Origin of the sequence: Nocardia sp. BMG111209 (assembly GCF_000381925.1) — a bacterium.
Lineage (GTDB): Bacteria > Actinomycetota > Actinomycetes > Mycobacteriales > Mycobacteriaceae > Nocardia.
Genome location: NZ_KB907308.1, coordinates 1,469,155 through 1,485,988, shown reverse-complemented (window position 1 = coordinate 1,485,988; position 16,834 = coordinate 1,469,155). Strand labels below are relative to the sequence as shown.

General features: G+C 68.2%; 1 protein-coding gene (cut by a window edge). It reads left to right on the top strand.

The features are described 5' to 3' along the window. Nucleotides 1–16,834: the 3' end of a GntR family transcriptional regulator gene (locus G361_RS45455; protein WP_019930921.1), read on the top strand. Its footprint begins 42,785 nt before the window's first position; 16,834 of the gene's 59,619 nt are visible here — the last part of the coding sequence; its start codon lies off the left edge, out of view; it ends in the stop codon at nucleotides 16,832–16,834.

Genomic DNA, 16,834 nt, shown 5'->3' with positions numbered 1-16,834 from the left:
GGAGCTCCTGAGCGAGGCCACACCCACCCGGGGAAATATCTTCACACTGCCGGAGCGGCGCTGGGCGATGTCCCAGATGACCTGGGTCCACGACTCGCTCAGCTGGGAACTCTCGGACGCATTGACGGGATTCACGCGCGCGATGGCGGCGGCGCGCGAATGCAGCGTCATCGCTTTCATGCTGAACGACCAGGACGAGGCGGGCCCGGAAGGCAGAGGCAAGGGTTATTACGCGGGCGATGTGTTGTTCCCGAACACGGCCTGGCTGCGGGTGCCGTATCTGGAGATCATCCGTTCGGACCCGCGGGTGAAATCGGTCCGGGTGCTCGAAGCCCACGATTTCCCCGGTGCGGGGGAGTCGATCTCCTACGCCGAGCACGGCCTCGGCGTCATGGTCATCACGTATTACTCGGACGAGGAGATGGCGAGCCGGCCGGCCCGGCCCGAGCGGCCGGCGGAGGCGTGGCACATACCCGTCTCGGCCGATATCGCCACGGACTCCGCGGTGTCGGTGATCGGGGATCTGATCCGCGATCTCCTGTTCGACCGGTCGGCCGCCGACCGGGCCGCCGCGGTGTCCGCCGCCGAGGAGTTGCTGCTCGAGGTGCGGGCCCGAACGGACGGCTCGGTGGAATTCGCGGTCTTCCTCGACAGCGAGGGGATACGGTTCGAGATCGCTCACGCCGGCGAGAATGTCGCGGCCGGGGAAAAGCAGTCCGAGCCGCTGGACGCCACCAGCAAATACCCGCCGGGAATGCGCGGAGTCTTCACGACGCGGATCCGTTTCCGCGACGAACCGCGCACGCTCGCCGACAGCGGGCCGGTGGTGGCGGCCGGCAGTACCGCGGCCCGGACGGACGCCGTCGCCGCACTGCCGGCCCTGTGCGGCACAGCCGAATTGAGATTCGCCGCCGAACGCTACGGCGACAACAGTCCCATCACGCTGCCCGACGACGACACCCTGGCGATCGTCCGGCTGGCCGGCCTGCATCCGCGTGAACTCGCGCAGTACGCCCACGCACAGTGGGCGAGTGGAACGCTCGCGCATTTCATCTCCCGCATCGAGGATCCCGACGACGTGGCCGATCTGGCGATCCTGGCGATCCAGAACCCGAATGCCCGGCCCGACGAGATCGACGGCCACGTCCTCACCGTCACGACCGGCGACGACGGCGGGCTGCACCTGCACGAAACCATCGCGGGTGCGGATGGCGAGCTGGAACACCACAACCACACCGGAGTTCGGGCCCGCCGCCGGCTGGCGCAACTCGCCGCCGTCGAATCCGCCGGGGGCTCCGCCTCGGCGATCATCTTCCACCGCAACGGAATTCCCGAGATCCCGCTGGGTCCCGATCAGGTCGTCGACTGGACCCGGACCGCCGGCCCCACCACCAGGATCGGCCGGGAGCAGGGCAGTGGCGGTTCGGCGACGACCTACCCCGCACATCCGGCCTACACCGCGGCGCCGCCGAAGCCCGTGGTCTCCGGCAATCCGTATCGCACACAGGAGGATTCGAGCACCGGCCCGGCGGGCCGGCCGAGCTCGACAACGGTCCGGCTGGCCGAACTCCGAGCTGCCCGGCGTGGCCGAGCCCAGCGGATCTCCGCGGAACGCCTGCGAGGTCTGACCGAGTTCGCCGCGACCGTCGACGAAATATCCTCGGCTACCGCGGAACTCGCGCGTCACGCGGCCGACGCCGTGCGGGCGGCCGACATCCAGGCCGCGCTTCTCACGGTCGGTCGCCTCGCCGCGATACTGGCCGCTGCCCACCGAGATCCCGGCGCACGACCCGCGGCAGTCGGTGCGCTGGCCGAACTGAGCAGCGCGGACATCGCGCAGGTGGACCTCGTCAACGACCTGATTTTCACCGACACGACCGTCGCCGCGCAGCGCGTCGACGACGACGACCCGCTCGACGGGAGCGCGTCGGATCCTTCGGTGGCGGATTACCATGCGCTGCAGGGCCTCACCAGTTGGCTCGAGACCGTCTCGATGCTGCCGCACACCACATCGGACAACATCGCGCAGCAATACGACAGGGCGATCCGGCGACTCGGCCCCCTGCGGGAACGACTCGACGCATGGCTGATGGGCGCCATGGTGCGCAGCATCGAGGAGGCCGACACCTCGGAACGAGCGAGAGAGGATGCCGCGCAGCGGCTGCGCGCCGCCACGGCTCGCGCTCACGAACTCGATGAACGCCTGGGTTCGGGCCTTTCCCCGCGCGAGTACGTCGAAGCCGAGCTCAGCCAGGAGGACCTGGGTTCGGTTGCGGCAGCGAGTGTTCGAAGTCCGGACCACCCGGACAACGAGGATGCCTTCCTGCTGCTGACGGCGACCGTCGGCGGCGAGGAGGTCACGGCGATGCTCGTCTTCGACGGGCTGTCCAGGCCGCGCGGCGGTCACCGCGCCTCCGCCGCCGGCCAGGAGGCCGCGCGCGAATACGTTGCCGCGGCGCTGGATCGGGCCGCCCGCACCGGCCGGATCGACCCCGTCGCCACGGTCCGGGGTGCGGTGGCGGCCGCCCAGGAGGCAGTGCTCGCCCTGGACCCCGAAGCCGGCGCCGACAGTTCCCCCGCCACCACGATCGCCGTCGCGTTGCTGGAATCCGGCCGGCTCACCGTCGACTGGGTCGGCGACAGCCGGGTGTACTGGATACCGCTGGACGGGCAACCCGCGCAGCAGCTGACCGTCGACGACTCGAACGTCCAGAGGGTCATGGACGGATTGGGTTTCTCCCGCGAGCAGGCCGAGCATTCGCCGTTCGGCGGCGGCCTCACCCATTGCCTCGGCCGTTCCCTGGACGGGCTGCAATCGCATGCGACGACGGTCGAGGGCGTCTCCGGCCCCGGCATCGTCGTGGTGACCTCGGACGGAATGTGGGAGCCGATCAGCCCGGACGACCCCACGCCCCTCGCGGACATTCTCCGTGAGGCGCTCGCGGAGTCCGACGGCGATATCAGCGCCGTCCCCCGCGCTCTCGTGCGAGCCGCCATCGAGGCGGGCGGCCGCGACGATGTCACCGTCGCGGCGGCGGCGCTGGCCGGACCCGCAGACACGACCGAAAAGACCACTGCCGCAACGAATTCCGCCGAGCCACCGGCCGCCGCGGGAACCCCGTGGAGCGCCGCGGCAGGCCGTGTTCCCACACGCGCCGAGACTCGTGCCCCGAGCACCGGCTCCGGATCCGCACGCCCGCTGCGGGGTTCGATGAGGGTGCCCGACGCCGACGACCCCCTCGGCCTCGACGGCAATCCGCTCGATCACGGCCGCCGGTTCGAGCGAGGGAAGAGTCGCCCGGAGCAACTCGCCGTGACCTACGCGACCGGCGGTGGCTTCGCCCCCGGCAACCGGCGGGACCCGGACGGCGCCTCGAATACGGTCGCGCAATACCTGGCCGGACGGCGGGCCGAATTGCAGCGCCTCAGAGCCGAATTGATCGAACTCGGCGGCGACAGCTGGGCCCGCCACGACGCCGGGAAGCCGTTCCGGCAACGGGTGCAGGAACTCGCCGTCGGATTGCGGGCACGCGAGCGCACCGGAACCCTCACCTCGAAACAGCGACGTGGCCTGGAATCGGCCGAGAAATATCTCGAGGTCGAGCGCGACTTCACCGAGGCCGGAGGGGTTTCCGGCAGTCGGCCGACGTCGGAGGTGCGGTCCGCGGTGGACGACCCCGCAGCCGGTGCAGCCCCCGCACCGTCGCCGTGGGTGCGGAAGCCCGACGCCACGGAGCCGGTCGATCAGTTCGCATTCCGGCGTTGGGGCGAATTGTCGGTGCGCAATTCCCCGGATGCGGTCACCGAGGACGATCCGCTCGACACGTGGCTCCACGACCTGCGGGACGCGGGAGTCGACACCGCCCGATTCATGGCCGCGCTCGAACAGGTCTACGACTATCTACGTTTCGACTCCGCCTGGGTGCTGACCCCCGAACGCATTCCGGAGCTCGAACAGGACGGAAAGATCTTCCTGCTGTCCTACGGTAATCCCGAGGACGGCAGCGCGGTATTCCTCGCCCTCGACGCGTATCTGCGTTTCGGACATCGCTCGGCCCTGGATCCGGTGCGGTCCCCGTTCGACATCTCCGTCGCCATCCTGTCGGAATTGAAGGGCCTGCTGGAGTATTCGCTCGCCGGCAAACTGTCCCCGGAAGACGTACCGCTGCACATTCTCGAGGCCTACCGCGACGCGGTCGCAGCGCTGGACGGAGTCGCCCCCGCAGCGAATCTGGACCAGGTGATCGCCGACCGGACGGCCCGGGACCTCGCCGCTCCGAACGCCCTCCTGCCGGCTCCGGCGGAACATATCGTTCCGGGGCCGATGCGACTGGCGGTCAACATGATTCAACGCCATCTGTCGGTGATGCCGGAGCGGGCCTTGCGGGAGGTGCGGCTCGAGGACCTCACCGGGTGGATGAGTCGGTGGCTCGCCCATCACCACCGGATCGAGCTCGTCACCCGGGCGGCCGCGGGCGAGGACGCGGCCACGGTCGGGCAGCAGGCGAAGCTCGAAGCGCACCGCAAGCGGTCGGCCGAGCACAACGAAGTGTTGATGCGGGAACTGGACGGGATACTCGGACGGTCCGATCAGGCACCGCACCGGCACCCCCCGGCCGCCGACCGGCTCGCGGAATTCCGGCGACTGGCCCACAGCGCACCGTCCTGCGCGCCCCTGCTCGAGGCGCTCGAAAAGTACTTCGCGGCAGTAGCTTTCGAACACGCGGCGGGTGGCGCACCGGAATCCCTGCCCGATGCCGCCATGTCCGTCGCCGGGTTCCCGCTGCTGCGCATGCGCTATCTCGATTTCCTGGCCACCGGATTCACCGGCAGACCGACACAGCGTCACATCGCACACCTCGCGGGAGTGCCGCAGTCGACGGTCAGCGTGGCGCTCCGCCGGGCGGCGCCCGACCACTCCGATGCCGAGCAACTCATCCTGCTGGCCGCCGAGTGGCTCGGTTACCCGATTCCGGCCGCCCTGCGATCCGCCCTCGATCCCGTTCTGGCCGGGCTCCGGCCGGATCGCCCCGCCGGGGACCGGCCCGCACCGACGCAGGACACATCGCCGAAGCCTTCGCCGTGGGCACCGGGTGCCGCCCGGACAAGCCGGATCGCCGACGCGTCCCCGGCCCCCGTCGCGAATACCGCGACGGCCGAGCAGCCGGTCGACGAGGATCCCCGACTGCGAGCGCCGGACCGCGAAGAGGTACGCCGCCTCGGCGAAACTCGTGCCGACGGCGGTGGCTGGGTCCGTGGCCGTCCCGGCAACCAGGACGGATCCGGAGACTCGATCCGGCAGCGGTTCGACGAACTCCTCGCGCGGGGGCACGCGGAGGAAGCCGTCGCCCTGCTCCGGCAACACTTCGCGCACAACGTGTTTCCGTGGGTCCGGGCCAATGTGCGGTCACCGGGGACGGCCCGGGAGATCTACGATGCGGCGTGCGCGAACGCGGTGCGGCGGATCGATCAGATCGGTACCCGGGATCTCGAGGGCTGGGTCGTCCTCAACGTCCGGAACCTCGTGGCCGAGGCTCGCACTCGGACCGGAATCGCGACCCGGGAGCCGGGCACGGCCGAATCTGCCGTACCCACGGAATCGCACCCCGAGGTGCCGACCGCGGAATTGGTGGCAGCGCTGCGCCGCAGCAGTATCGTGGCGCGGCTACCCCGGGTGGTGCGGGACGCGATGGACAACGATGCGGACGCTGTGATCGAGTGCCTCGAGCAACTCGCGCCGGAGCCGCAACGACTGCTGGGACTTCGGTTCGCGCACGAGCTGCCGGTCCAGCGAACCGCAGAGCTGTTGGGTCGCTCGGCGGGTGCGGTGCGGACGGCACAGCGCACCGCTTTTCTGCGACTCGCCCGCCTGCTGGAGGAGCGGGCAGGCAAAGAACCGTTGGCGGTGGTTCAGGATGCTCGCGACAACGATGTCGAGGCATTCGACCGCTGCCTCGCCCAACTGGGGGACAATCAGCGCGCCGCCATCGAGGGAAGACTGCTGCGGAATCTGCCGGCCGGGGAACTGACCGCAACGCTCGGACCGAACCACGGACGAACCTATTATCGTGCGGTCGCGCGGCTTTCGGCGCTGCTGCTCGACGATGCCCAGGCCCGGCCCGGAGGAGACGCGGACCGGGAACTGGTCCGGTCGACTCCGGCTCGGGTTCTGGCACGCGCCGTCGCGGAGCATCTGCGTGACCGCGACGGACTCGACGACACCGAGCCGGATACCGCGAACCACGCTGTGGTGCAGGCACTCTGTGGAGTGGCGGAACTGGGCTTCGCCCGCGAGCGCTACGGCGAAACCTGCCCGATCACGCTCCCGGATCCGGCCGCCGGTGCGATCATGCGGCAGATCGGGATTCACCCACGCGAACTCGCCCAGTACGCCCACGGTCGATGGACGAGCGGATCGATCGGCGCATTCGTCCGCCGTATCGCGGACGTCGGCGACCCGGCCGACTTGGCACTACTGACCATCCAATACCGGGACGACCGACCCGACGACATCGACGCCCACACCCTCAGCCTCACAACCGATGCCACCGGCGCGTTGCATGTGCATCACGTGACCCCGCGGACGGACGGCGAGCCGGAACACCACAACTTCACCGGATTACCGGCCTACCGCTACCTCGACCGACTGGCGGAACTCGAGGCCGCCGGAGCGGCCGTCTCGGCGATCGTCTTCCACCGCAACGGAACTCCCGAATCTCCGATCGGTCCGGACAGTGCCGTCGACTGGACACGATCCCCGGGTCCCCGGACCCGGATCGGCCGCGAATCGACCGAGCGCACCGAGCCTGCCCGCGAACCGATCTCGGGGCCGAATCGGGTTGCGACACCGGACGAACCTGAATATCCGTTCCGGATCGTCGACGACCCCGGAATGTCCGGCGACCGTGAAGTCGAGCCCGGGTACTGGGGTCATTACGGTGCGGCGGGTGTTCTGGTGCGGCACGTGGACCGGTTCGGCGCGGAGCGGTTCTTGGTCTGCCGGTCGAACTCCGGTTATTCCCAGCACAATTGGCAACTCCCCGGTGGCGCACTGTGTTCGGCGGAGACCCCGGCCCAGGGGGCGGCCCGGGAGATGAGCGAGGAGCTCGGCGCGAACGCCGAGTACCTCGCCGGTTTGGCGCATACGGGGACGCACGTGATCCACGGACCCCGCGGTTGGAAATACCATGTCCTCGTCGCCGAGACGAGGGAACGGTTCGATCCGATCGTGGACGACACGGAAGTCGCGGAGGCCCGGTGGGTGAGCCGCGACGAGCTGATCGCGATGGCCGGCCGCGGTGAGGTGCATTCGGCACTGGCCAGGAACCTGCCCGCAGTGCTGGACCTGTTCGAGCCGGGTGCCGCCGACGCGGACGAATCGGCGGTACCGCAGGTCCCCGATGCGGCACCCGTCGCGGTGGGGCCCGAGCGAGCCCGGCCGCGGCCGATCATCCGCGCCCTGGACCGCGCGATGCTCGACGACTACATCCGGCTGTACGAATTCGGACAGGCGGCTTTCGGTGATCCGGACCGCACACCCGAGGTCGCGCGGCGCAACGAGGATTTCTTCGCCCGCTACCCACAAGCACGCGATCCCGCCGTACGAGGCCAACTCGTGCAGCGGCACGCCGTGATGCAGCAGGCCGGACGTCTGGCCGCTGACCTCGGTCTGAGTGTCGCCGAGGTCGAGGCGCGGATGACGCGCGAACTCAGCGATCTGGTCGAGGGCAAGCCGCTGGCGGTCCGGATCAGACCCGAGGCGTTGTTCGGTCTGCTCGCCGCCGGTCGCTTCACCACGCAGTTCGAGGGGACGCTGGGAGGTGGTTTCCGCGCGGACGTGGCGCGGCTGGAGGACCGGTGGTTCGGCAACCCCGAGGACATGGATCCGCGTTCTCGGCCGGTCTACGGGTATGTGCTCATCGCCGGTGAACACCCGGCCGGGCTGTCGGACGCCGGCATCTCAGCCGGTTCGCCCGGCGGCCGGGTCGGATTGCAGACGGAAAGTCTGGCGATGTACGGCCGGATCGAGCTGGTGCTGAAGCAGGATGTCCGCGAGCGCGCCACTTTCTGTGTCGGCGATTCACTCGTCTACTCCGGTTCCAGGATCGGCGGTAAACCGGCCCGGACCATACCCTCGCCGCTGCTCGACCCGCAGCCGGAATCGTTCTGTGTCGGAACATTGTCCGCGAATACCCCGGAGGAGGATCGCCCGCTGGCCGGAATGAACCGGGACTACCTCGGTGGAGCCTTCCGGCAGCATCAGTTCGTCGAAAGCCAGATCCACGGTGGGATCACGCTCGCCGATATCGACCACATCAACCTTCCCGAAGCACCCGATCCGGAACTGCGCGCCGCACTCGATCGCGCGGGGGTACCCTGGCGTGTCCTCGACAGTCATGCCCTCGTGCGCGGTAACGACGCCGAAGCCGTTGCACGAGAACGGCTACGACTCGAGGAAGACCTCGCGATGGTCGAAGCCCGGCTCACGGACGGCCGCCGTACGCTCGAGCACTTCGAAGGAAGTACCGCCCCGGGCGATCGGAAGTTGTTCGAACACACCCGTGTCCAGCTGCGCAATATCGAAGCGATGCGGGACCGGATCGTCGAAATGCTCGAGCCCCTCACGACCGTGCCCCCGGATGCGCGTGGTGCGGCCGGCCCTGCGAACAGCTCTGTGGTGCAGGCACTGTGCGGTGTCGGCGAACTGGAGTTCGCCCGCGGACGCTACGGCGAGACCTGTCCGATCACGCTCCCCGACACGGACTCTCGCGCGATCATGCGGCAGATCGGTATCCATGCACGTGAACTCGCCCAATATGCGCACGGTCGATGGACCGGCGGGTCGATCGCCGAATTCGTGGCCCGGATCGAGGATTCCGGCGACCTCGCCGATCTGGCGATACTGACGATCCAGTACCGGGACGATCGGCCCGACTATGTCGACGCTCACGCTTTCAGCATCACCACCGACGACACGGGTGGGTTACAGCTGCACGAGACGATCCCGAGACCGGACGGCGAACCGGCACAGCACAACTTCACCGGACCGCAGGCACGCGACCGCCTCGCGCAACTGGCGGAGCTCGAGGTGGGCGGCGCGACCGTCTCGGCGATCATCTTCCACCGCAACGGAACTCCCGAGTCCCCGATCGGTCCGGACACCGTCGTCGACTGGACGCGATCCGCGGGACCCACGACTCGGATCGGCCGCGAGCGGAAGGTGCCCCAGCTCCGCGCCCCCGCCGGCCCGGCCGCCGACCCGGTTCCCGCCCCGGCCGGGGACGCGGTGACGGCCGATGAATTGCGGGACTGGACAGCCGGTCTCACCACCGCGGCGGCGTGGCGAGCCATGGTGGATCTGCGCGATCGGGTCGCCGAACGATCGGCGGCGGTCGAGCGCGGCGAGACGCCGCCGATGACGTACCTGACCGATCCGGGACGGGCGTTGAACGCCGTGCTGGCCGAGCTGCGAGCCAGATCCGGTGCCGCGATGGCCGCACTCGTCGCATCGGGAGATCCGGATTGGACGGATGAACAGGATCTGGTCGACACGGCGCGTGCCGTCACCGGCTGGGCGGACCTCGAGTTCGACATGCACCGCAGTGCGGAGGCGGTCACGAATGTCCTCGGAACGGTCCGGGCCCTGCAATACGCGCCCAATCCGCTGCACGACTTGCCGATCGGTTTCGCCGAGATCTACGACCACCTGACCGATCTCGCCACGGCGCTGCGGGGGCCATCCGTCGAAAAGGTACGGGCACAACTCATTGCGACCGCGATGGCGATCCGGTCCGACGGCAACGGCCGCGAGACGCTGTTTCGGGTGGATCTCGCCGACAGCTACCTGGACACGCGATCCCGTCGGCAACCCGATCCGGTGCTCGCCACCGCCTTCGCTCGATTGCCCGATCGCGCAACAGCTTTCGCGCAAGCGCAGGATGCCGGAGGAGATCGCCGCGCCGAGACCGGCGCCGATTACGTGCGCGATCTGCTGACGATCGCGATGCATCAACTGGTCGACACCACCGATCATGTGTCCGGACTTCGTAACCTGCGGCGCGCCATCGATGTCCTGACCGAGCTGAACCAACTCGGTGACCACCCGTCCCTGCGTGCCGTAGCCGCGGCGCTCGACCGCCTGCACACGCGAATGCAGAACGCCGCCTGGACACAGCGTCATGTGCACATCAGCACACCGCGGATCGCGGAGATCGCGCACGAATATTTCGTCGTCGGTAGCCGGCTGCGGGACGAACTGGCACAGGGGCTGGCAGAACTACAGGCGACCCCCGGGGATGCCCGATCGGATCGGCCCACCCTGCCCTGGAGTGTGGAACCGGTGTTCTCGGCGATCCCGGTGCCGGGCGAACCGGTCGCGAGGGCACCCGGACGACCGCTGACCCCGGATGCGCTGTTCGAGGAGATTCTGCGCGTCGTGGGCAGCGAAATCGTCACCCAGAACATCATCGCGGAGGCCACCGCTGCGGTCGGCGACGACAGCGCCGCGCTCGCCTCGACAGCCCACACCCTCGCGGTCCGGCAATTGCGCTTCGCGCTGCACCGGCAGCAGGTACTCATCCGATTGACGAAGAGTATGGAAGCCGATTCGTCGAACCCGTTGATTCGAGCGATCGCCCTGGCGACTCGGCAACAATGGGACCGGCACCTCGCCGAATTCGACAGCGACCAGCTCGCCGCCTTTCTGGAAGTGTTCTGGCACGGCCGCTCGGATCGAGCGGCCGCGGATATCGCGGACCGTGTCGCGTATCGCCTCGCGACCCGGCTCGCGGCGGAGAGCCCGCAACACCCGGACCCGGCGCGGCACGACGCGGGCCCGGCCGAGCCGGATCGGATCCCGGGGTTGCTGACGATCGCCGAATACCTTCCCCGCGGTGCGTCTCCCGGCCCGGCGGACCACCGTGTGCCCATGCCCGAGGACGTCGCGCGGCGATTGGTCGAAGCCGCACTCCGAAAACTGCCGCAGGCCATGGCCGGAAACTACAATCTCAACATCCCCGTCGGTGATCCGGAAACCGGTCGATTCCTGGTACGTATCCGGCTGTCGGGTGGCGACGGACTGGACGCCAGGCCCGAACTCGAATGGCGAATCTACGAGATACTCGCCAAATACCGCGTCCGCCGGGGTCTCCGGCTGTTCGGGCTGCTCGACCGCGTCGTACTGCCGGACGGCCGGCGGGTGCACGGCGTCCAGATCCTCGGATTCGTCGAGGACGCCCAGCGTGTCGCCGATATGGACTCGCCGCCGGTGGAGCTCTTGGTGAGCGAACTCGACGAGCTCTATCGGGAGCTCGCCGCCGTGCCGGTGCCACACATCGATACGGGCGAATTCATCCGGCAGGTGGCGGCCGAACAGACGGAGCGGTATCGAGCTGCGTACGACGAATTCGGCGCGTATTTCGCGGCCCTCCGTATCCCTCGGCACGACCCCTTCGCGCCGGTGGTGAGGTGGTCTTGGCTGATGGATCCGGTGCGCAGCCAGATCGTCCACGGTGACCCGCATTTCGGCAATCTGCTCCTCGTCGCTGTGGACGGCCGGATCGAGGTGGTGGTGCTGGACTGGGAGCTGTGGCGGGTAGCGCCGCGCGACTACGACGCGGGACGCCTGCACCTGCTGACCGGTATCGGCCGGGCAAAGCCGCCCTACGGCATCCTGGGGGCGATCGAGCGGCTCATCCACGACACCATCCGGCTGACTCGGGCCGCGTCGTACGGGCTGCTGACACCGGAACAGATCGGATTCGTGCACAACGAGTACGTCGTCGCCTGGACGACGGCCAGCCTGGAGTGGGCTTCGGCGCGGGATACCGGTGCGAGTGTGGTCTCGGCACTGGACAACGGTCTCATGCCGAATCTTCTGAGCGCGATCGGTGCCCGGATACCCCCCGCAGCGGCAGGGATCCCGCCGGTGCTCCCCATGCTGCCGCGCTATGCGCGGTCGTTCCCCGTCGACACCCGCTATTCGATGACTTCGGGGCGGCCGTGGAACCCGAGTGTGGCCGACGGACCCCAGGAGTCCGCGCCGCTGTCGGCAATGGCTCCGGACGCGAGCGTGCCGCCGCCGGAATTGAACATGTCCGATCTCCCGAATGCCACTTTCGAAGAACTCTCCGATCGGATGGCGGAGTTGACCGACAGTGACGCCCATACCGCGCTCAGGCATCTGCACTGGGCCCTGGCCGGTCATCTCGACATGCTGCGTCGCGGTGAGACACCTCCCGCCGCGGAATTCGTCGGCGCCGCACGCGCACTCAACATCCTGTTGCTCGAACTGCGATATCGAATCGGCGAAGACACTCCGCCTGCCGACGACGTCCCGGACTACGAAACCCTGTTCGGCGCGGTGGGCCACCTGCAAGGCTGGATCCCGGTCGTCCGCGATATGCGAGCGGCGGCCGAAACGCTGTTCGACAGCGTGGCGGCGTGTATCGACACGGCCGCGGTGCTGCGACAGACCGGTTTCATCGCCGAGGGCCTGGGTCGCCTGGAATTTCAGCTGGAACACAATCTGCGTCTGATCCCCTCGGCGAGTCGGCGTCTGCTGTCACCCGGGGACGAGCCGGAGGAGCAGTACCGCAGCATTTTCGGCGCCATCGCCATGGTGATCGCGGCTCCGTTCGCGCACGGCGAGGTTCCGGCCCCGGTCACCGAGATAGACCGAATGTTGCTGTCCCGCAGAGAATCCGGCGTCGATCGTGCCGTCGTCGAGCTGTTCGCCACCCCACCCGGCGCCGCCGCGGTAACGAGCACCGCCGACCCGCCGTTGCGGGCGGCCGAGCTCACGCGCCTGCTCGATACCGCCGTGTACCACCTCACCCGCACCCGCGACACCGCCACCGGACTCGGCCTGCTGAAGCGCGCCGCCGACCTCCTGGCCGCCGCCACGACCCGCTACCCGCAGGAGCGGACCTTCCGCGACGCCCACCGCGAAATCGCCCGGCTGCTGGTCGAATTGACCGACCTGCGCGACACCGTGGCCGACTTCATGAGCCCCGCCGCAATGGCCACGATCGTCCGCGCACTGTCCGCGAAATCCGATGTGATCGTGGCGACGAGGCAAGCGGCAGCAGCACTCGAGCGGCCGGCCGTCCCGGCCCTGACCGCCCCGGCCCCGGCATCCACTCCGGACATCGATCTGGATCTGCCTCCGGCGAAGGCGCGCGAATCGAGAGATCCGGCAGTGGCCCGGCCGTCGCGGGACGTACCGCCGTGGGCACTGGGGCACGCCGCGAGCGAAGGACGCTCGGACTCCGGAACTTTCGGCGGTGCGGGTGCGGCGGCGGCCGATGTCCCGATGATGGCGCGGCTGCTGCCGGAACTGCACACGGCCGAGATCGTCGGGCGCGAGGCGGCCGGTGAATTGCTGCCGGAAGAGGCGGAAGCCCTGGTCACCGGCCGCGAGGCGAACAAGCGACTGGTGGAGTTGATCAACGGCCGCGCGGCCGCGCGGCGCGCGCTGGCCGGACTAGGTCACGGAGCTTTCGCGGTGTTGCGCGGGCACAAGGGGGTTCCGCTGTGGCCGGACGGTGTCGTGGGCAGTATCACGCACAAAGATGGCTATTATGCTGCGGCGGTTGCGGATTCGCGGTCGGTGCGGTCGGTCGGTATCGATGCCGAGGACCACGCACCGCTGCCGGACGGAGTGCTCGACACGGTGGCGGTCGCCGAGGAGCGCCGGTGGCTCACCGAGTTCGGCCGGCACGGCGGTGTTCATTGGGATCGCGTGCTGTTCTCCGCGAAAGAGGCTGTCTACAAGGCATGGTTCACGCAGACCGCGCACCGGATCGTCTGGTCGGACATCCGGCTGGTCTTCGCGCCGGAGGAGTGGACGTTCCGCGCGTACATCGATGTCGACGACGACGCGAATATCGATCCGGCGTTGCTCGAGATGTCCGGCCGGGTCGCCGTGACCGCGGATCGGATCCTCACCGCGGTCGTCGTGCCGCAGATCGACGACGATCGCGATCTCGTAGCCGTTACCGACAACGAGCACACGGCGTACCCGACCGGCGGGCAGTCGGGTGACCGGAACGGCGTACCCGATCCGGCACGGTACGACTCGATGAATCTGTGGCTGGAGGCGGTACGCCACCATTACGGATCCCAGCCCGGCGAGTTTGCGAAGCGGATCGGAGTGCGGGTATCCACGGTCCGCTCGGCCGAACGGCATCTGCGTCCGCGCCTCGAGTACCTGCGAAAATTCCGGGATGCGTTGAATGTGCCGAACGAGGTCTTGGTTGCGGCGCTGCGCCGCTTCTACTCGCGATCGGACATCCGCGTGCGAGACCACGACGAGGAGGAGTTGTTCTGGAAATTGATCGCGACGAGCCCCGGGTCGTCGGAGGAGAAGCGGATCCGTAACATCGTCTACGATCGCTACGCGTGGATGCCGGAAATCTCGACGAGAGGCTGGAGAATTCGTGGTCTGGAGGATGACGATCTCGCCTCGATCGTTGCGCTGAAAATATTCGCTGCCACCAAGCATTTCGTCCCGCCGGGGCATTTCGGGCCGATGGCATGGTCGCATGCCCGCTGGGCTGTCAGCCGTGCGTACTACCAGAGTAGATATCCGCTGGCGAAGCCGCAGGAGCTGAATCATATTATTCGTATCCGCGGGTTGCAGCGGAGAGCGACGGAGAACGGCGAAAAGCTGCCGGGCGACGACGAGATCGCTGCCGCACTGAGAATCGATGTATCGACGGTACAGTACATTCTGGGTTTGATGGAGTCTCGCGAAATCGAGTTTTCGAAGCTGGTCGAGAATCGGGTCGAGTCTCCGCAGATGTCGCCCGAGGAATCGGATCTGACCGATCCTGCCGTGGTGGATGCGCTGCGGACGGCGTTGGCGGATTTTCCGTCCCCGCGCCTGGCCGTACGAGTAATGGCGCTGCACTTCATCGAGGGGTACACACCCGAAGAGGTGAGCGAGGAGCTGAGGATCACCCTCGATATGTCCACGGACCTCATCGAACGGATTCGGGAGATACTGCGACGCGTGTCGCCGAATCCGGTTGTTCGACGACTGGTCAGCGAAGGCCTCGTCGAGGATGCCGCGCGCATCGGCTGGTTCGCGGCGGTGACGGACGCGATACGCCGAGCGATTCGTTCCGGCCTCCTCGCTTCCGGCACCGAACTGCCGTCGGCGCGGGAATTCGCGGAGGCCATGAATCTCTCGGAGGAGTCGCAGATCGGGCGCGCCTACCGTCAGTTGGCGACGGAAGGGTACGTCGTCGGCAAGCGGGGAGTCGGCACGACCGTGACCGACCGAGAGCAATGGGACCGAACGGATGTCTCGAACGTCGGCCGACCGATCACGGCGGAACAGTTGCTGGAAGTTCTCGCAAGCGCGTCGTCGCGCGATGCGTTGGCGCTGCGAGCTACCCGACACGGCTGGCGAGAGACGGTGTACACCGAATTGTGCCGGGCGATCGAAACCGGCGGTGTGACCGAGAGCCGACTGTTGCCTCCGGCGCAGGAACTTGCGAAGTTGCTGGGGATGTCCTCGGGCACCTCGATCGGCCGCGTCTACCGGCAGCTCGCCGACGAAGGGTATGTGGAGATCCGGCACGGCAAGGGCGCGATGGTGGCGAATCGCCACCGGCCCGCGCCGCCCGCCGGTGGGGCACAACCGCCGGCCGGCCCGAAACCGGCCCCGGCGGGGTCGGCCCCGGCCGAGCACGATGGGCCGAACCCGCCCGGATCTCCGGATCCGTCTGCGGTGCGAGATCCGGCGGTGGCCCGGCCGTCGCGGGATGTGCCGCCGTGGGCGCTGGGACATGCTGCGGGCGAAGGGCGTTCGGATTCCGGAACGTTCGGCACTCGTGGTGGATCGGGTCGTCCGGCGGGCGAGGCCCGCGATTTCGGGGACATGCCGGATCACGACGGCAGGCCGCCGGAGGAATGGACCGTCGCGGAGTTGAAGGCGGCGCTGGTGCGATATCCCGGCTTCGAATACTTCGCGGATCTGCCGGAGCCCGTTCCCGGCGAATTGCAGGGCGAGGAATGGCTGGAGACCCGGCGGCACGAAGCCGGGGAGCAGCATGTCCGCGGGCTGATCCGGATGGCCCGGCGTGGCGAGCTGACCGAACGGGATGTCTTCGAACTCGGCCGGTTGGTGCGGCGTGCCCCGCTGCACGCGACCGTTGCCCTGATGACGGTCGCGGCCCTGAAGGCCGACATGCTGATCCACCCCGAGAACCGCGGACCGCTGATGTTCGAACAGGAACGAAGCAAAGGTCCCGGCGGGGATTCCTTCATGATGCGGAAGTTCCGGACGTATCGAGTCGGAGCGGTGGCGACGACAGGTCCGCGCGATACGAGTGAACTGACTCTCGTGCAACGGCTCGTTCGCGCGTTTTCCCTCGACGAACTTCCGCAATTGCCGGCCATCTGGCACGGCGAAATGTCGCACAACGGTGGCCGGCCACTGCCCGATCAGCATTTCACATACATGGCGACAGTGTTGTCGGACGACGAGATGGTGTATCTGGCCGAACACGTCTTCGACGGGCTGTGGTCGGCGGGACATTATCCGGGATGTCGTTCACTCCCCGATCAGTCGCCCGAATACCTCTACACGCGTTACCTGGCGAACATACTGATGAAGAAAGTGGCCTGCAGGCGCTCGGAGCAGTATCTGCTCAGGGTCGTCTTCCGCTATCTGCGACATGCCGCCGGTGCGGAGATGCAGATATTGCTGAACGAACTCCGCGCCACATTCACGCGGCAGTTCGGACACCGGCTCCCGAGTGCCGATGCACCCGGGGCAGCGCCTGCGGGAACGGAATCCGACCGCGTCACCGTCGGTGAACCGTAG